Origin of the sequence: Paraburkholderia sp. IMGN_8 (assembly GCF_038050405.1) — a bacterium.
Classification (GTDB): domain Bacteria; phylum Pseudomonadota; class Gammaproteobacteria; order Burkholderiales; family Burkholderiaceae; genus Paraburkholderia.
The window spans coordinates 2,279,008-2,295,715 of sequence record NZ_CP150901.1; the positions used below are offsets into that span (position 1 = coordinate 2,279,008).

General features: G+C 61.9%; 14 protein-coding genes. 3 read left to right on the plus strand and 11 right to left on the minus strand.

The genetic code is table 11. The features are described 5' to 3' along the window. Positions 1–22: 22 nt before the first annotated feature. The 8 genes from tssH to WN982_RS31325 all read right to left on the minus strand — a co-directional run bounded on the left by tssH (position 23) and on the right by WN982_RS31325 (position 9,661). The gene (gene tssH / locus WN982_RS31290) at positions 23–2,698 is read right to left on the minus strand and encodes a type VI secretion system ATPase TssH (protein WP_341315913.1); all 2,676 of its coding nucleotides are present in this window, start codon (positions 2,696–2,698) and stop codon (positions 23–25) included. A gap of 35 nt (positions 2,699–2,733) precedes the next feature. Next, entirely contained in the window at positions 2,734–3,828 is a 1,095-nt protein-coding gene (tssG, locus tag WN982_RS31295; protein ID WP_341315914.1) for a type VI secretion system baseplate subunit TssG, read from the minus strand. Beyond that, the gene (tssF, locus tag WN982_RS31300) at positions 3,792–5,630 is read right to left on the minus strand and encodes a type VI secretion system baseplate subunit TssF (protein WP_341315915.1); all 1,839 of its coding nucleotides are present in this window, start codon (positions 5,628–5,630) and stop codon (positions 3,792–3,794) included. Before tssF ends, tssG begins: the two co-directional genes overlap by 37 nt. A gap of 91 nt (positions 5,631–5,721) precedes the next feature. Continuing rightward, positions 5,722–6,201 (minus strand): type VI secretion system baseplate subunit TssE, encoded by a 480-nt coding sequence (tssE, locus tag WN982_RS31305; protein WP_007176945.1) that lies wholly within the window; start codon positions 6,199–6,201, stop codon positions 5,722–5,724. A 91-nt stretch (positions 6,202–6,292) separates the two neighbouring features. Next, entirely contained in the window at positions 6,293–6,796 is a 504-nt protein-coding gene (locus WN982_RS31310; protein WP_006052923.1) for a type VI secretion system tube protein Hcp, read from the minus strand. Between the two features lie 72 nt (positions 6,797–6,868). After that, positions 6,869–8,359 (minus strand): type VI secretion system contractile sheath large subunit, encoded by a 1,491-nt coding sequence (tssC, locus tag WN982_RS31315; protein ID WP_341315916.1) that lies wholly within the window; start codon positions 8,357–8,359, stop codon positions 6,869–6,871. Between the two features lie 14 nt (positions 8,360–8,373). Then, the gene (gene tssB / locus WN982_RS31320) at positions 8,374–8,922 is read right to left on the minus strand and encodes a type VI secretion system contractile sheath small subunit (RefSeq protein WP_341315917.1); all 549 of its coding nucleotides are present in this window, start codon (positions 8,920–8,922) and stop codon (positions 8,374–8,376) included. A gap of 37 nt (positions 8,923–8,959) precedes the next feature. Then, positions 8,960–9,661, minus strand: a complete 702-nt coding sequence (locus WN982_RS31325) for a tetratricopeptide repeat protein (RefSeq protein ID WP_341315918.1) — start codon at positions 9,659–9,661, stop codon at positions 8,960–8,962. Positions 9,662–10,035: 374 nt separating this feature from the next. Between WN982_RS31325 and tssJ the strand changes: the two genes are divergently transcribed. The 3 genes from tssJ (at position 10,036) to icmH (ending at position 12,893) form a co-directional block, all read left to right on the plus strand. Then, positions 10,036–10,662, plus strand: coding sequence for a type VI secretion system lipoprotein TssJ (gene tssJ / locus WN982_RS31330; RefSeq protein ID WP_341319476.1), 627 nt, complete (start codon positions 10,036–10,038; stop codon positions 10,660–10,662). 108 nt (positions 10,663–10,770) lie between these two features. Then, positions 10,771–12,117 carry a type VI secretion system baseplate subunit TssK gene (gene tssK / locus WN982_RS31335; protein ID WP_341315919.1) on the plus strand — a complete coding sequence of 449 codons (1,347 nt, stop codon included), beginning with the start codon at positions 10,771–10,773 and terminating at the stop codon, positions 12,115–12,117. After that, positions 12,114–12,893: a type IVB secretion system protein IcmH/DotU gene (icmH, locus tag WN982_RS31340; RefSeq protein ID WP_341315920.1), complete on the plus strand. Its 780-nt coding sequence runs from the start codon at positions 12,114–12,116 to the stop codon at positions 12,891–12,893. The genes tssK and icmH overlap by 4 nt, the downstream gene beginning before the upstream one ends. A 94-nt stretch (positions 12,894–12,987) precedes the next feature. On the opposite strand, the gene zwf is transcribed toward icmH, so the two are convergent. The 3 genes from zwf to lhpH form a co-directional block, all read right to left on the minus strand. After that, positions 12,988–14,469 carry a glucose-6-phosphate dehydrogenase gene (gene zwf, locus WN982_RS31345; protein WP_341315921.1) on the minus strand — a complete coding sequence of 494 codons (1,482 nt, stop codon included), beginning with the start codon at positions 14,467–14,469 and terminating at the stop codon, positions 12,988–12,990. Between the two features lie 224 nt (positions 14,470–14,693). After that, entirely contained in the window at positions 14,694–15,632 is a 939-nt protein-coding gene (lhpI, locus tag WN982_RS31350) for a bifunctional Delta(1)-pyrroline-2-carboxylate/Delta(1)-piperideine-2-carboxylate reductase (protein WP_341319477.1), read from the minus strand. 52 nt (positions 15,633–15,684) lie between these two features. Then, positions 15,685–16,692 (minus strand): trans-3-hydroxy-L-proline dehydratase, encoded by a 1,008-nt coding sequence (gene lhpH, locus WN982_RS31355; protein ID WP_341315922.1) that lies wholly within the window; start codon positions 16,690–16,692, stop codon positions 15,685–15,687. Between the last annotated feature and the right edge of the window lie 16 nt (positions 16,693–16,708).

The window sequence follows — 16,708 nt, forward strand, 5'->3', positions numbered from 1 at the left end:
GTGAGCAAACAGGCATGCCTGCTCACACAACCGTGTATTCGAACTCACCCGCTTCGCTCGCACGCACCGCGATGCGTTCAATGGCGGCGCCGTTCGCGATGCGCTCCAGCACCTGCTGCGCGACTTCAGGCAAGAGCGTGCCGTTCAGAATGTGATCGACGTTGCGCGCGCCGGAGTCCACTTCGGTGCAGCGCGCGAGCACCGCATCGACCAGCGATTCGTTCCAGTCGAACACTGCCTTGTGATTCGACTCGATGCGGCGGCGAATCCGCTCCAGCTTCAGCTCGATGATTTCGGCAAGCACGTCATCCGAAATCGGATAGTACGGCACCACTTTCATGCGGCCGAGAAACGCCGGTTTGAATGCTTTATACAACTGCGGGCGCAAGGTTTCGGCGAGTTCGTCGGCGTCCGGCAACGCTTCAGCGCTCTTGTTCAGGCACGCCTGCATCACCGCTTGCGAGCCGACGTTCGAGGTCAGAATGATCAGCGTGTTGCGGAAATCGATCTCGCGTCCTTCGGCGTCGTCCATCGTGCCCTTGTCGAACACCTGGAAGAACATTTCGAGCACGTCCGGGTGTGCCTTTTCGACTTCGTCGAGCAGCACCACCGAATACGGATTGCGCCGCACCGCTTCGGTCAGCACACCGCCCTCGCCGTAACCGACGTAGCCCGGCGGCGAGCCCTTCAGGCCCGACACGCTGTGCGCCTCCTGATACTCGCTCATGTTGATCGTGATCATCTTGCGTTCGCCGCCGTACAGCACATCGGCGAGCGCGAGCGCGGTTTCGGTTTTGCCGACACCCGACGGTCCGACGAACATGAACACACCACGCGGTTTGTTCGGATCTTCGAGATTCGCGCTGGCGGTCCGCACACGTTGCGCGATTGCTTCGAGCGCGTGGTCCTGACCGATCACGCGCGCGGCCAACAGCGGCTGCAGATTCAGCACGGTCTGGATTTCGTCCTTGACCATGCGGCCGAGCGGAATGCCGGTCCACGAGGCGACGATTTCGGCAACCACGTGGCCGTCGACCTGCAACGGCACCATCGGTTGACCGCCCTGCAATGCGTGCAATTCCGCCACGCGCGTGGCGAGGGTTTCGCGCGCCTGCTGCGCCTTTTCGGCCTGCCCGGCGTCCGCGCTGCTCACACGCGCCGCGTCGATTTCCGCGCGCAACCCGACGATCTCCGTGACCAGCGCGCGCTCCTTGTCGTAGCGCGCTTCGTCTTCGGCGAGATCCTTGATGTCTTCGTCGCGCAGGCTGCGCAACTGCGCGAGCCGCTCGCCGTGCAGCGCGCCGCTCGCCACTTCGCGTTCCAGCGCGGCGATTTCCGCGTCGATACGTTCGAGGCGCTTCTTCGTGTCGTCGATCGCGGCAGGCGTCGAGCTATGCGCGAGCGCGACCTTCGCGCAAGCGGTATCGAGCACGCTGATCGCCTTGTCCGGCAGCTGACGGCCGCTGATGTAGCGATGCGACAAACGCACCGCCTCGGTGATCGCATCGTCGAGCACGCGCACGTTGAAGTGTTTTTCCATCAACGCCGCCATGCCGCGCAGCATCGCCGCGGCTAGCGGCTCGCCCGGCTCCTCGATTTTGACGACCTGGAAACGCCGTGCCAACGCCGCGTCTTTCTCGAAGTACTTCTTGTATTCGCTCCAGGTGGTCGCCGCGATGGTACGCAACTCGCCGCGCGCCAACGCCGGCTTCAACAGATTCGCCGCGTCGTTCTGCCCGGCCTGACCACCGGCGCCGATGATCGTATGCGCCTCGTCGATAAACAGAATGATCGGATGCGGGCTCTTCTTGACCTCGTCGATCACGTTCTTCAGGCGGTTCTCGAACTCGCCTTTGACGCTCGCGCCTGCTTGCAGCAGCCCCATATCGAGCACGTGCAGCGCGACGCCCTTCAGCGGTGCGGGCACGTCGTCCGCCGCAATGCGCAGCGCGAGTCCTTCGACCACCGCGGTTTTGCCGACACCCGCTTCGCCGGTCATGATCGGATTGTTCTGCCGGCGGCGCATCAGAATATCGATGGTCTGGCGAATCTCGCCTTCGCGGCCGATCACCGGATCGATCCTGCCTTCGCGCGCACGCTGCGTGAGATTGCTGGTGTAGGTATCGAGCGCAGGCGTTTTCGACGGCGCGCCGGGCGCCGAATCGAGCGCCGCCGGATTCTCGTCACCGTCAGCCGGGCTTTCTGTTGCGTTGCTGCGTTCGACTTCACGCGATCCCGCGGTCAGTTCGTCGAACTTGTGCTTCAGATCTGTCACGCGCACGTCGCGCAGTAGCGGCGACATCCGCTCGGCAAACTGCGCGAGGTCCGGCGCGCTCAGCAGCGCCAGCAGCAGATGCCCCGAACGAATCCGCCCGATCCGCGAATCGAGCGACGCGATCAGCCACGCCTGCTCAAGCAGTGCGATCAGATGCACCGAAAACACCGGCGTGCGCGTGTTGCCCGTTTTCAGGCGCTGCAATTCGCGTTCGAGATCGGCGCGCAGCGCGTGCGCATCGACCTTGCTCGCGCGCAGCACCAGCGCGACATCGCTCGCCGGTTCATCGAGCAGCGCCAGCAGCAGATGTTCGAGGTCGACCTCGTAGTGACCGCGCGCGAGACAATTGTTCGCCGCCAGCAATGCCGCCTGCCGGCAGGTCGGATTCAGTTTGGCGATCAGGGTGTTGAGGGACGTGCTCATGTCGTGCGATCCGGGTCCAGGTTCTATCGTTATGGTCAGTGAATCACGTGCAATTCGTAGCGGGCATCCGCGCGATCACGGTCGGCTTCCCTGGTGCACAGGAACGCGTCCCAACCGAGGCGCGCACCGTTGCTGAGAATGCTTGGGCCCACTTCCGCACGGCGCAGCACCAGCGAGATCTCGTATTCGAGCGTCACGCCGGCGAGCAGCGTCAGCATGCGTTCGAGCGCGACGGCACGCTCGGCGCCGGGTAAGAACGCCTCGTAGTCCTGCTTGTCGAGCGGCCCGATCACGAGCCGCGCGCGCATGTCGCGCTGCCAGACCCGTTCGCCCGCCAGCGCTGTCGCACCGAGTGTCGCGTTGATACTGCCGAGCACGGTCAATTGATCGCGCGGCACGTCGTACCATTTGCCGACGAACTGCTCGACGCGCACCGGCACCTTGAAGTACTCGGAGAGCGTACGCTGCAGATACGCCGCCGACACCGGCCGATGCCGCGCGGCCAGCGCGTAGCCGGCAATCGCTTCGTCGAAGAGCGCGCCGTCGCCGCTTTGCAGACTGTTGCGCGTGTCGTCGTCGGCGACGCCGGCCAACGCGAGCAACAGCGGCAGATAGCGTTCGTCGCGATCCAGTTCGTAATGAAACGGCAGCCGGTATTTCTTCCACGCCGCGTAAAACAGCGCGGTCGCGCGATTCGAAAACACGTCGAAGAACTCGCGCGCCGCGCGGTCGCGCCTGATCTGCTCGCGCTCGATGATCTGCTCGGTATAGTGCAGCGGCAATGCGCCCTGCCCGCCGAGCAAACCGAAAAACGCCGGCGTGATATCGACCTTGTGAAGCGACCCGTCTTCGAGCGCGGCCGCGCGCTGCGGCTTCTCTTTCAGCGCCGCGCCTTCGTCATCGTAAGACTGCGCGCTGTGAATTTCGCTCGGCGGAAACGACATCGACAGCGAATTGCGAAAGGCAATCCGCTGTGCGACGATTTCGCCGGGACGTCCGGCATGTGAAGGCGCTTGCTGTGCGAACCACTTCTCGAGAATCCGCACTGCCTGAAAAAACTCGAAGCGATGCGGTTCGTCGAGCAGTTGCTCGACTACGCCAGGATCGATTCGCCGCTGCGCGGTTTGCATCGCAGAATCTCCTCGCCGGTGCGCTTCGACACGACGACCAGTTGCACAAAGCTGTTCAGATGCACGTACAGCCCAAAGAAGGTGTCGATCACGCGCACGAACGACGCGAGGCTCGTGCCGACGAAATGCTCTTCGTCGATCGTCAAACGGATCTCGATGCCGCGCACGAAAGTCGCGAACGGCTTGCCCGGCAGCCATTGGACGGCCGCGCGCTGCTCGATGCCCACGAGTCCGTCGATATGCCGCGCCGACACCGCTGTGCGCCGCAAATCGTACAGCACCAGCATTTCCTTGAGCGCCGACAGGCCGCTATTGGCGAGCGACACATGATTCAATGCCAGATGCGAAATCAGCCGCCAATGCGCGGCACGCCCGCGCTCGAAACGCACGCTCGGTGTCGGCCTGCGCAGCATGGAAATGCTGCCGGTCAGCGAGCCGCCTTCGAGAAACAGATCGCCGCCTTCGAGACCGACCGCGAGACCCGCCGGCAGGTCACGGTTGGTACAGGTCAAGTCGAGGCTAAGGGTATCGGTTTGCGGCGCAGCCGGTTCGAAATCGATATCGACGATCGAAATCTCGGTCTCGTAGCCGGGACTTTTCTGCGCGACCCAATCGTTGCGCCGCGCGAACCAATAGTGCCCCGCACGTGCCGCTTCGCCATGATGCAGCGAATAGAACGGCCGGAATTCGATCACCGATTCTTCATGCGCCTGCTGCCTGACGAGCTGCACCGAATCGATCGAATAGACCTCATAGGCAAATGCCCGGCGCGCTTCGGCGATCACCGGATACGAAATCGCCTGATGGCTGATCCGGATCGGCTCGCCGTGTTGCTCGAACAGATTGACGACCGGTGTGCAGAACAGCCGGAAATGATGCACCGACAACGAATCGAGCAACCGCGCGACGTGCGAGTCGCTGCGCACCTCTTTGAGTACGACGTGCAGCGTCAGGCGCTGGCAGCGGCCGCTTGCGCGCGTCATCGCCGCCAGATCGAAGTCAGTGAAATTGAATTTTTCGGGGAACGCGAAGTATTCGGTCAGCAGCCGGTACGCCGGATGCGACTTGGCCGGATAGTCGATCAGCGCGTCCTGCTCATCGAAACCCGCCTGCACGAGCGGCGAAGTTCGCAGTTGCGTCCACACGCCGCGCCGGTCGGGTTCCACATAGGTGGCCATTGCATTGACAAACAGGCAATCGGCCAGCGCCGCGATGAACGATTGTTCGCCGTGCATGTGCGTACGTAGCGTGCCGACTTTCAGCGCGGACAGATCGAGTTGCGGGGCCGTCGATTCGAACGTGATCGACACGATCGCCGTGGCGTTGCCCGGTAAAACGGTCGCGCTCGGCGCCATCGCCACCGACGTATACTTCGCCTCCGAAATACGGATCGGCGCCAGCGTCACATCGTAGGCGGTGCGGAAACGGCATTGCACGCCGCGAATCGGCCGCGACTTGAGTTCGGTGCCGCGTTCGACCAGGACCGGCTCGGTCAGATGACTGAACGCCGCGGAGGTGCCCAACTGCGCGATCGAGCACGACGGAAACGGCCGCAGGTAGTGCGGATAAAGCACTTCCAGCAGCGCTTCGGTAAATTCGGGGTAGTCGTCGTCGAGTTTCTTGTTGATGCGCGCGCCCAGCAGCGCGAACGATTCGATCATCCGCTCGACGTGCGGATCTTCGCAGTGCTCGCCGGACATCGCCAGACGCGCCGCGATCTTCGGATAGCGTTCGGCGAAATCGCGCGAATAGCGCCGCAGAAACGACAATTCGCGCTCGTAATACGGCAGCAACTCTTCCATCTATCTATCCCCGGACCTGAACCATCTCCGCCCAAAACTATCGCTGCCGTTGCGCGTAACGGCAGCATGAAAGCGGTACTAAAACGCGGTGCTAAAGCTTCGCGCGTGCGCGCGTCACCGAGTATTGCAACGTCGAAGGCTGCAGCATCGCATCGAAACTCACCGGTTCTTCCGCCGGATGCACGACCAGCAACGCCTGAATTGCAAAGTTCAGCGCATTGGTGGATTGCTCGTTCAGTTCGAGCGTTACCGCGACCTGCTGTAAGCGCGGCTCGTGCCGCGCGATTGCCTGTTGAATCGATTTACAGATGAACGTGCGGTCGTAGTGGCTCGCGAGGCTCAAGCCCGCGAAATCGTTCAGACCGTACGTCAGCACCGAGCGCTGACATTCCGGCAGCGCCGCCAGCTCGTGCTCGGTCAGGGCAATCCGCGTATTCAGGATCGCCTCGACGTCGCGCGCGACGGTGCTCTTCAATTCGTCCAACGACAATTGCCGCATCGCCGGTGAAGCCGGCAGATGCGGTTCGTCGTCGAACAGCTTGTCGAGAAAGCTGGGCTCGAAGCGCTTCATCGGATACCGAAGAGCCTGTTCGATGCGAGGCGCGCACGGCGCGCGCAAGCGGATTCACGCCACCCGTACTGCCGCCGTGTGCGCCCAAGCATCAGACCGCGTACGTCTTGTCGTTCTTCGTCAGGCTCCACGCGCCTTGCGCGTTACCGCCCTGATTGCCGCCGATCTTCTGCTGCGTGTACTTCCACTGGACGGCCGCGTACTTCAGCGAGAACTGTTCGCTCGGCAGGCCTTCGCCCACCACGCTCGGCGTCACGCTCGAGATGATCACGTACTTGAGCTTCACTTCCAGGTACTTGATGCGGTTGCCTTCGCCGTCCGAACGCATGAAATCGATCGTCACTTCGTCGAACGTCGTGCCGCCCGACGCGTGTTGATAAATCAGCGGGCTGACCACGTCGATATCTTTCGTGAACTGCATGTCAGCATGTTCGCAGCGCTCGGACGTGTGACCGCCGGCCGTCGAAGCCGTAGCCGAACGCGGTTGCGTGATCGAGTGGCTCCACGAATCGATTTCGATCCAACCAGCATGATCTTTATCGGCAGACTCGCCTTTGATCGCCGGATTGCCGAATTTTAAATAGATGTCCTTCATAACTCATCGACTCCCCAAAGAGGTGGTTTTAACAGCCTACCCGTGCGGCCCGCACGGGTTTTCTGACTTCGTTTAAGAATTTGCCGGTTTCGGCAGGTCAGCGACAAGCCGCAAGGAGATTGAGAGCTCGTCCAGTTGAAAGTGCGGGCGCAGGAATGCGACCGAACGATACGCACCAGGCTTGCCCGGAATCTCCGAGACCTGTATCGATGCCTCGCGCAGCGGGAACTGCGCTTTCTGCTCCTGAGTCGCGTTGTCGTCCAGCAGCACGTACTGCGAGATCCAACGGTTCAGGAATACTTCGACGTTTCCGGCCGACGCGAAACTGCCGATCTTGTCGCGCATCATCGCCTTCAGGTAGTGCGCAACGCGCGATACCGAGAAGATGTACTGAAGCTGCGCGGACAACACGGCGTTCGCATTCGCGCTATCGGTGCTGTATTTCTTGGGCTTTTGCACCGATTGCGCGGCGAAGAACGCGGCGTAATCCGAGTTCTTGCAGTGCACGAGCGGAATGAAACCAAGGTCGCTCAGTTCTTTTTCACGGCGATCGGTAATCGCGATTTCGGTCGGGCATTTCAGCGCGACTTCGCCGTCGTCGGTCTTGAACGTGTGGGTGGGCAGGTCTTCCACCAGACCGCCGCCTTCCACGCCGCGAATCGCCGCGCACCAGCCGAAGTCGTCGAATGCGGCCGTCAGGCGTGCCGCGAAGGCCCACGCTGCGTTACACCACAGGTATTTGCTGTGATCGGTGCCGTCCACCTCTTCAACGAAGTTGAAGCCTTCCGCGGTGGCGCCGTCTTTCGGATTGAACGGCAGGCGGCCGAGAAAACGCGGCAGCGTCAGGCCGACATAGCGCGAATCTTCAGCGTCGCGGAACGACTTCCACTTGGCGTATTCGACTGTGTCGAACACCTTGCCGAGGTCGCGAGGCTTGCCGAGATCGGCGAAGGTTTCGAGGCCCAGCAATTCGGGCGACGCCGACGCGATGAACGGCGCATGCGCGGCCGCTGCCACGTGCGACATCTGCTCGATGAAATAAACGTCTTCCGGCTGGCGGGTCACTTCGAAGTCCCCGATGATCGTGCCGAACGGCGCGCCACCGAAAGTGCCGAACTCTTCTTCATAGACTTTCTTGAAGAGCGCGCTCTGATCGAATTCGATCGCGGTCTTGAAGTCGCGCACGAGGTCGCGCTTGGGCGCGTGCAGCGCCTTGATCTTGACCGTCGCGCCCGTATTGCTTTCCTTGCACAGATAGTCCAGACCGCGCCACGTGCTTTCCATGCGCTGGAATTGCGGTGCATGCATCACCGCGCTCAGCTGCGAGGAAATCAGGCGGTCGAGTTCCGCGACGCGCGCGTCGATCGTGGCCGACAGGTTATCGGACATCACCACGGTACCGTCGAGCACCTGATGCACGAGTTCCCCGATCAGGTCTTTCGCGCGCGCGTGTTCGGAATCGGACTTCGCCACACGGCTTTTCTCGACGATTTCGTCGAGCAGCGTGGATTCCGTGCTGCTTTGCGCGGTGGCGACCTGGGCTGCTGCCGTTTGCTGGTTCATCTCACACCCCGTACTTATTCGCCCTGCTTGTCATGATCCGGCGCGCCGGCGTGCTGGTCCGCTGCATCGCCCTGGTCTTTCGCCAAGGTTTGCAACTGCTGCGTATTGTTGAGCACTTCGCTCAGCAGGTCTTCGAGCTTGTCGTTGCCGGCCAGCTTGTTGCGCAGGTCGGCGAGCTTCGAACGTGCGTCGAGCAGGCGCCGCAGCGGCTCGATCTGCGCGACCACTTCATCCGGATTGAAATCGGCCATCGACCGGAAACGCAGGTCGACGGCAAATTTGCCACCGGCTTCGCTCAGGCGGTTTTCCACCTGAAACGCGGCACGCGGCTCGATCGCTTTCATCACGTCGTCGAAATTGTCGCGATCGATGTTGACGAACTTGCGATCGCGCAGCTTCGGCTGCTCGACTTCGGACTGCCCCGCCAGATCGGCGACCACCCCGACGACGAACGGCAACTCCTTCACCTCGATCGCATCGCCGCGCTCGACCTCATAGGTCAGTTGAACGCGGGGCGGCCGCACTTTTTGCAAGCGTTTTTGGATGCTTTCTTTCTTCGCCATCGTCGGCTCCCGGATGCAGATGAATCAGGCGTGTGGATCAGCGCAGTGCGCTGAACGGATCGGACGCGCCGCCGCTTTTTGCGGCTTTGACGGGTGCTGCCGGCGCCGGTGCGGCAGGCGCCGCTGCCGCAGGCGCGGCCGGGGCTGCCGGCGTAGCGACCGGAGCCGCCGCGCTGGCGGTCGTATCCGGCGTCTCGGCGGGCTTGCCCTTCACGACGCGATGAATGATGCGCTTCTTCTTCGGCGCGGGCTTGTCGTTCGGATCGGGCGGGAACAGCGTGGCCTCGCCGAGCGTGTCGCGCAGTTGCTTGGCGAGCGCTTGCGCGTCGGACTTCGCATCACCCGCGAGCGACGCATCCTGACGCAGTTCGCCGAGCGATTGCGTGGCGACGCGCAGGCCGGCTACAGCCAGCACGCTCTTCGCCTGACGGTCGGTTTGATCGCGTTGCAGCGCTTCTTGCGCGGCGACGATGGCCTGGCCGTAGTGACCTTGCGTGAACTGGATCTGCGCAATGCGCGACCACGGTTCTTCACGGGTTGGATCGGACTTGGAAAGTTGTTGATAAAGCGCGATTGCGCGATCCTGATCACCGCCCTTGGCGACGGTATCGGCATCCGCGAGTTGCTTATTAAATGCCTCCGGCGTGGTCGCTGCGTTGTTGCCCTGTGTCGCGCATCCGGCAATTACGCCGCATGCCAACACTACCCCAGATAGTTTTACAAACAGACGGTCATTCATCGTTTTTCACCGACGTGCGAATATTTTAATTCAAGGAGAAACCGGAGTTTTGCTTTGCTTCAAGTGCGCGGGTATAGTACAGGCCAATTTTCGATAATTCAACTTTCGTGTGAAGAAGCATTGCACAAAAAAAATGCATGCGGATGATTTAAACGAAACACGCAGAAATTGTTTCCTGGTGCAATGGCGGCAATGCAAGGAACGGAAAAAATTTCCGCCCGGCCAGCTGCGAGCATGTAAGTGCCGTGACAGCAATGCGCTTTGCATAAAGCGGCAATACGCGGCATAGCGTTGCTGCTGATTGCCGCCGATTGCCGGATTGGTTTCGTTAATGGTGTTTTGACGGGGGGACGGCGTCGAGCCGGTCGATGTATATGAATTCGCGTCTTGTTCGCCATGCATCGCTATTGATTGCAAACACCGCCGTGTGTGCGCTTCTGGGCGGCTGCGCGGCCGGTGTGACCGTGCTGGGTGCCGCTGCCAACGCGGCTTTGCAGGCGAGCGGGCTCGGCAAACCGGACCTGCCCGATGCGCAAAAGCCGCCGCGCAATGTCGGTCTCACGTTATATGCCGCGCCGAATCTGAATGCCGCCAATGATAAGCGTCCATTGGCGCTGGTCGTACGGCTTTACGTGCTGAAAGACCCCACTTCGTTCCAGCAGGCGCCATTCGATGCATTTACCGATCCGGCGAAGGAAAAGACCATACTCGGCGGCGATTTGCTGGGTGTGCGTGAAGTGACGCTGATCCCAGGCCAACGCTACGTCGTTACCGAAAAAGTCTCGCGCGAAGCGCAAGCATTCGGTATCGTCGCCCTATTCCGCGATCCGGCGATGCAGCGCTGGAAATTCGCCTTTGACCCGGCGAAGTCGGAGAAATCCGGCATAATGATCGGCCTGCATAACTGTGCAATGACGGTGACCAACGGCACTGTGATCCCGCCTGAACAGGGATTGCCTGCACAACCGCTGAATATGCTCTCTTCAGTAAGTTGCGGTTAAAGATGCGGTGCAAATACGATTTAACAGTTTTTAGAGAATTAACAATGCAGCGCTCGAATCGGTTATCGCCGGGCGCGCCACAAGCTGAACGCATATAACAGGTTTGAGATGAGTTATTCCGCAAAAGTGCTCTGGGGGGAAGGCCTTTTTCTCAGGCCGCAGCATTTTCAGCGTCAGGACGCCTATCACGAAGCACGCCTGTTCGAATCGATCCAGGCGATCCAGCCATACAACTGGGGCGTGCGTTCGGTGCGTCTCGACCGCGATGCGCTCGGCAGCAATGTGCTGCGGGTGAGCGAACTGTCGCTGGTGTTTCCGGACGGTGCACTCTATTCCGCGCCGCAAGCCGACGACCTGCCGCCGCCGATCGCGCTCGACACCCTGCCCGACGGCATCAACGAATTCACCTTTTATCTCGCACTGCATCCGCTGCGCGAAGCCGGCGCGAACTATTCACAAGACAGCAACGCAGGTTTCGTGTCGCGTTACGTCAGCGAGCAGACGCCGGTGGCCGACCATTTCACCGACGCCGCCGAAGCCGACATCACCTTCCTGAAGACCAGCGTCAAACTCATTGCGCATAGCGAGCCGCGCGACCAGCTGCTGTCGGTGCCGCTCGTACGCGTGCGCCGCACCGCCACCTCGGGCTTCGAGATCGACGACACCTTCGTGCCGCCCTGCCTCGCGATCGACGCGTCGGCGATTCTGCATCAGCGGCTGCGCCAACTGATCGACGCCTTGCAGGCCAAGGTCAACGCACTGTACGGCTTTCACCGCGAGCCGACCAAGAACATCATCGAGTTCCGCTCCGGCGACATCGCGTCGTTCTGGCTGCTGCACACCGCGAGCGCGGCATTCGCGTCGCTTGCGCATCTGTACCAGCACTCGGCGCTGCATCCGGAGCGCCTGTTTCAGGAACTGCTGCGTCTTGCCGGCCAGTTGATGACGTTCTCGAAGGGCTATGCGCTGTCCGATCTGCCCGCTTACCGGCACGACGATCCAGGCCCGGGCTTCGCCCGGCTCGATACGATCCTGCGCGATCTGCTCGAAACCGTGATCTCGACCCGCTACTTCGCGATCGCGCTCGAAGAAGTACGGCCGTCGTTCCATGCCGGCCGGCTCGACTCGGGCAAGATCGACGACAAGACCATGTTCTATATCGCCGTGTCGGCGGACATGCCGACCGCCGAACTCGTCGAAGCGGTGCCCGCGCGTTTCAAGGTCGGCGCACCAGACGACGTCGACAAGCTGGTGCTCTCGGCCATGCCCGGCGTGCGGCTCGTCTATACGCCGCAAGTGCCGCCGGCCATTCCGGTACGGCCGGGCGCGTGCTACTTCTCCTTCGAATCGCGCGGCGCCCTGTATGACCGCATGTTGCAGGCCCAATCGGCGATGATCTACGCACCGTCGGGCATCAACGATCTTCAACTCGAACTGATCGCCGTCACATCATGAGCTACGCGCCTTCCCTGTTTGGCGGCAGCACGCCTGCCGCGACGCCCGCCCCCTCTGCCGAGCCGAGCTACCAGGTTCGCTCGCTGCTCGATCTGCTGTACGACGGCTTCTTCATGCTGTTCTTGCTGAAGAATGGCCGGGAGCCCGGCGACGCGCACGAATTCAGCCAGCGCATCCAGCAGTTTCTCGGCGACTTCGAACGCGGCGCGAAAAAGCTCAATGCGTCGGCTGAAGACGTGTATGCGTCGAAGTTTGCGTTCTGCGCAGCGATCGACGAATCGGTGTTGTCGTCGACGTTCAAGATCCGTACCGAATGGGAGCGCCGTCCGCTGCAACTGGTGCTGTTCGGCGAGCAACTGGCGGGCGAGAAATTCTTTCAGTATCTCGAGGAATGCCGCGCGCATGGCGCCGCCCGGCTGCAATCGCTCGAGGTGTTTCATATGTGCCTGCTGCTCGGCTTTCAGGGCAAGTATCTGCTCGAAGGGCCGGAGAAGCTTGCGTATCTGACCGCACGGATCGGCGATGAAATCGCGCATATGAAGGGCAAGCGCGCGCCGTTCGCGCCGCATTGGCCGCTGCCGGATCAGGTCGCACACCGGCTCAAGCGTGAGGTGCCGTTGTGGTCGATCGGCGCGGTGTTCGCGCTGGTCGGTTTATTGGCTTACCTCGGTTTGAACACGTATCTGCGCGATCAGACCTTGCGCACGCTCGCGCCGTATTCGCAAGTGGTCAAGCTCGGACCGCAGTCGGCTACGCTGACGATCTCGTTGCCTTGATTCCGGCAACCGCATCACGACAAACACAACGACAAAGGCGGCCCGCTCTCGCGCGGCCGCCTTTGCAATACCCCCTGCTTCGCTAAAGAATCGCTTACTGCGACTCTTCCGCCCACACCGCATTTTCCCGCGCCATCAGCGCGGTCGACGCCGCCGGACCGAATGTGCCCGCCGTATAGCCGCGCGGACGGTCGCCCGATTTCTGCCAGCCTTCGAGAATCGGCTCGGCCCACGCCCATGCCGCTTCGAGTTCGTCGCGACGCATGAAGTGCGTCAGGCGCCCGCGAATCACGTCGATCAGCAAACGCTCGTACGCTTCCGCGCGACGCTCGGTGAACGCCTGCTGCAAGTCGAGGTTCAGATTCACCGGCAGCATGTGCATGCCGCTGCCCGGCTCCTTCGCGAGCATCTGCAACTGGATCGATTCTTCCGGCTGCAACTGGATCACGAGACGGTTGCCGTAGTTGCGCCCGCCGCTCGGAATGATCGAGAACGGCAGTTCGGAAAACTCGATGACGATCTCCGACACCTTCTTCTGCATGCGCTTGCCGGTGCGCAGGAAAAACGGCACGTTGGCCCAGCGCCAGTTGTTGATATGCGCGCGCAAGGCGACGAAGGTCTCGGCGCGGCTGTTTGCCGGCACGTTGTCTTCCTCGAGGTAGCCCTTGACCGGCTCGCCGTTCACCGCGCCCGCCGTGTACTGGCCGCGCACGGTATCGCGCGCGATATCTTCGGGTGTCATCGGACGCAGCGAGCGCAGCACCTTGAGCTTTTCGTCGCGCACCGCATCCGGATCGAGCGACACCGGCGGCTCCATCGCGACGATGCATAGCAGTTGGAGCAAGTGGTTCTGCACCATGTCGCGCAGCGCGCCGGTTTTGTCGTAGAAGCCCGCACGGCTGCCCACACCGACCTCTTCGGCCACCGTGATCTGCACGCGCTTGATATACGGCGCCTGCCACAGCGGGCCGAAAATCGCGTTGCCAAAACGCAGCACCATCAGGTTCTGCACCGTTTCCTTGCCGAGGTAGTGGTCGATCCGGTAGATCTGCGCTTCGCTGAAATGCTGGCCGACCGCTATGTTGATTTCCTGCGCCGACGCCAGATCGTGGCCCAGCGGCTTTTCCAGCACGACGCGCGAATGCTCGTCGACCAGCCCCGCTGCCGAGAGGTTGTCGCAAATATTCGTGAACAGATCCGGCGAAGTTGCGAGATAAAACACGCGCCGTACCCCGGGGCGTGACACCTCCTTCAGACGCGCGTAATCCTCGACCGAATCGACGTCCATGCGCACGTACTCGAACAGCGCGAGGAATTTGTCCCAGGCGGCGGCATCGAACGCCTTCTTGTCGATGAAGGGTTTCGCCTTCAACTCCATGAATTCGTTGATGTACTCCTCACGCGACCACGGCTTGCGGCCGATCGTGAGAATGCGGGTATCCGCCGGCAGATTGCAGTGCAGATGCGCCATGTAGAGCGCCGGCAGCAGCTTGCGAAACGACAGGTCGCCGGTGCCGCCGAAAATGATCATGTCGAGCGGCAGGTCGGGGGTAGCAGAAGCGTGTTGGGTAATCATAGCGCGGTCGCACCGTCGTGATAGGCGTCGAGTCAAAGGACACGGGGGCAAAAGCGCCGGCTGACCGGCACTTTTTTCTGGCAAACGCCTATGTTGCAACGTTTTGAGATTGTTTGCACGGCAACATGTGCCGCAGGTTGGCGCAATATGCCAACTTGACTCGTAAAACCAGCCTTTTCCGGGCCTTTTGCCGAGTCTTTTTCGAACCGTCCGGATGATCCTGCTCAGCCGCCGGACAAGGCCTCGCGCGCTACCCGGCATGCCGCCAGATCCCACGCCGCGCAGCCGACGCTCTTGAACACAATCGGTTTTTCAGGCGGCAACGACGCGGCGTTTTCCAGCACCGCGGAAATTCCACCGACCTGCGACCAGTCCACGTCTGCCTGAATGAAGTCACCGGCTTCGTGTTTCGCGCCGGCTTCGTCGTCGACAAAAAGCGCGCTGCCTGCGATCGTGCGCGCGCCGATCTCGACCATCGCCGGCGTGAACGCACCGACGCCGATCACGAGCCGCTCTGCCCGCGCCGCTTCGTCGTAGACGGCTTGCTTGCTGGTGGTGAGCGCGATCACGACGTCGATCGAGGCGGGGACGCCTGCGTCCACCAGCGGTTGCAGTTCGCGTACCTTGCTACCGTGCACGCGCTGCGCGGCGCAAAACGCTTCGGCCCGCGCGGGCGCACTGCCCTTCACCCACACGCGCGCGTCGGGAAACAGTTCGCCGATCGCTTCCAGATGGTTCACCGCCTGCGTGCCGGTGCCGATCAGCAGGAATTCTCGCGGCGTGGCTGCGGCGAAGGTCTCGATACCGAGCATCGACATCGCCGCCGTGCGCCGTCCGGTCACCGTCGGCCCGTCGAGAATGAACAGCGTCTCGCCAGTGTCGGCGTCGAAGGCCATCACCTGGCCGTGGATCGTCGGCAAGCCGCGCGGCGCGTTGCTCGCGCACACGTTGACCAGCTTGTGAATGGCGAGATCGGGCGCGGTGGCCGGCATCGACAGCATGATGCCGCCGTCGTTGAGCGGCACGACGAGCCGCTCAGGACTCGCGATGCGCTGTTGCGCGTAGTCGATGCTCGCGCGTTTCAATGCGCCGACGAGCGCCGCATGCGGGATCAGCCGCGCGGTGGCGGCGGCGTCGAAAATCTGCGTGGTCGGGCGGGTCATAGGCGTGTTCATTCAATCCTTGCAATGGGTTGCACAATGGGTTGCATTCAGCTCAGCGCACCAGAAAACCGTAAGTCAGCGGGTCGCATTCGTCGACGATCCAGTTGGCGAAACCATAAACATGCGCGTCGCCTTCGATCTCGGGGATCACCGCGTCGAAGCGGTCGAGCTTCGCCTCCGACAATACGCGGCCCCGAAAAATCGTGCCGATCACCGATTCGTTGACGAGCGTTTCATTGCGGCCCAGTTCGCCGCGCAGATAGAGTTGCGCAACGCGCCCCGCGGTGCCGGAACCGGTCGGTGAACGGTCAACCTCCCGGTCGGCGAACACGCAGCAATTGGCCTGTGTCGAGCCTGCGTGGCGCGGCGCGTTGTCGATGATCGTGCCGTAGATATGGTTGATTTCGGGGATTCGCGGATGTTCGACCTTGAAGGCCGCGTTCGCCGCCTGTTTGACCTCGGCGCCGAACTGGATCAGGCGATCGATCTCAGCTTCGCACACGTTCAGATCGAACGGCTTGCCCGACGTATAGAAATAAAACGCGCCGCCGAACGCAATATCGCCGCGCACTTCGCCAAAGGTCGGCGTCTGGACCGTCACGTCGCGCTGCCAGATGAACGACGGCACGTTGACGAAGCGCACGTGGCCAGCGTGATCGCCGTCCCACTGCACGAAGGCTTCGATGAAGCCGCACGGCGCGTCGATGCCGACGCGCGTTTCCGGTTCGCTGCGCTCGACCCAGCCGAGCGCGACGGCAGCGGTGGCGAGTGCGATCACGCCGTGGCCGCAGTGATCGCTATAGCCTTCGTTGTGCACGAAGATAATGCCGAAGTCGGCGTTTTCGCTGACCGGCTCGGTCAGATAACCGCCGTACATGTCGGCGTGGCCGCGCGGCTCGAACATCAGCGCGCGGCGCAAATGATCGGCGTGTTCCTTGAGCCATGCGCGGCGCTCGACGATGGTCTTGCCGGGAAACTTCGGCAGCCCGCTTGTGACAATGCGAAACGGTTCGCCGGCTGTATGCACTTCGACCGTGCTGATCATGCGGTTCAGTTTCATGCGTTGGCCATCCTGC

Bases quoted from the DNA above. Each gene is read 5' to 3' on its own strand.
- tssH (WP_341315913.1), bottom strand. From the start codon at position 2,698: ATGAGCACGTCCCTCAACACCCTGATCGCCAAACTGAATCCGACCTGC.
- tssG (WP_341315914.1), bottom strand. From the start codon at position 3,828: ATGCAAACCGCGCAGCGGCGAATCGATCCTGGCGTAGTCGAGCAACTG.
- tssF (WP_341315915.1), bottom strand. From the start codon at position 5,630: ATGGAAGAGTTGCTGCCGTATTACGAGCGCGAATTGTCGTTTCTGCGG.
- tssE (WP_007176945.1), bottom strand. From the start codon at position 6,201: ATGAAGCGCTTCGAGCCCAGCTTTCTCGACAAGCTGTTCGACGACGAA.
- WN982_RS31310 (WP_006052923.1), bottom strand. From the start codon at position 6,796: ATGAAGGACATCTATTTAAAATTCGGCAATCCGGCGATCAAAGGCGAG.
- tssC (WP_341315916.1), bottom strand. From the start codon at position 8,359: ATGAACCAGCAAACGGCAGCAGCCCAGGTCGCCACCGCGCAAAGCAGC.
- tssB (WP_341315917.1), bottom strand. From the start codon at position 8,922: ATGGCGAAGAAAGAAAGCATCCAAAAACGCTTGCAAAAAGTGCGGCCG.
- WN982_RS31325 (WP_341315918.1), bottom strand. From the start codon at position 9,661: ATGAATGACCGTCTGTTTGTAAAACTATCTGGGGTAGTGTTGGCATGC.
- tssJ (WP_341319476.1), top strand. From the start codon at position 10,036: ATGAATTCGCGTCTTGTTCGCCATGCATCGCTATTGATTGCAAACACC.
- tssK (WP_341315919.1), top strand. From the start codon at position 10,771: ATGAGTTATTCCGCAAAAGTGCTCTGGGGGGAAGGCCTTTTTCTCAGG.
- icmH (WP_341315920.1), top strand. From the start codon at position 12,114: ATGAGCTACGCGCCTTCCCTGTTTGGCGGCAGCACGCCTGCCGCGACG.
- zwf (WP_341315921.1), bottom strand. From the start codon at position 14,469: ATGATTACCCAACACGCTTCTGCTACCCCCGACCTGCCGCTCGACATG.
- lhpI (WP_341319477.1), bottom strand. From the start codon at position 15,632: ATGACCCGCCCGACCACGCAGATTTTCGACGCCGCCGCCACCGCGCGG.
- lhpH (WP_341315922.1), bottom strand. From the start codon at position 16,692: ATGAAACTGAACCGCATGATCAGCACGGTCGAAGTGCATACAGCCGGC.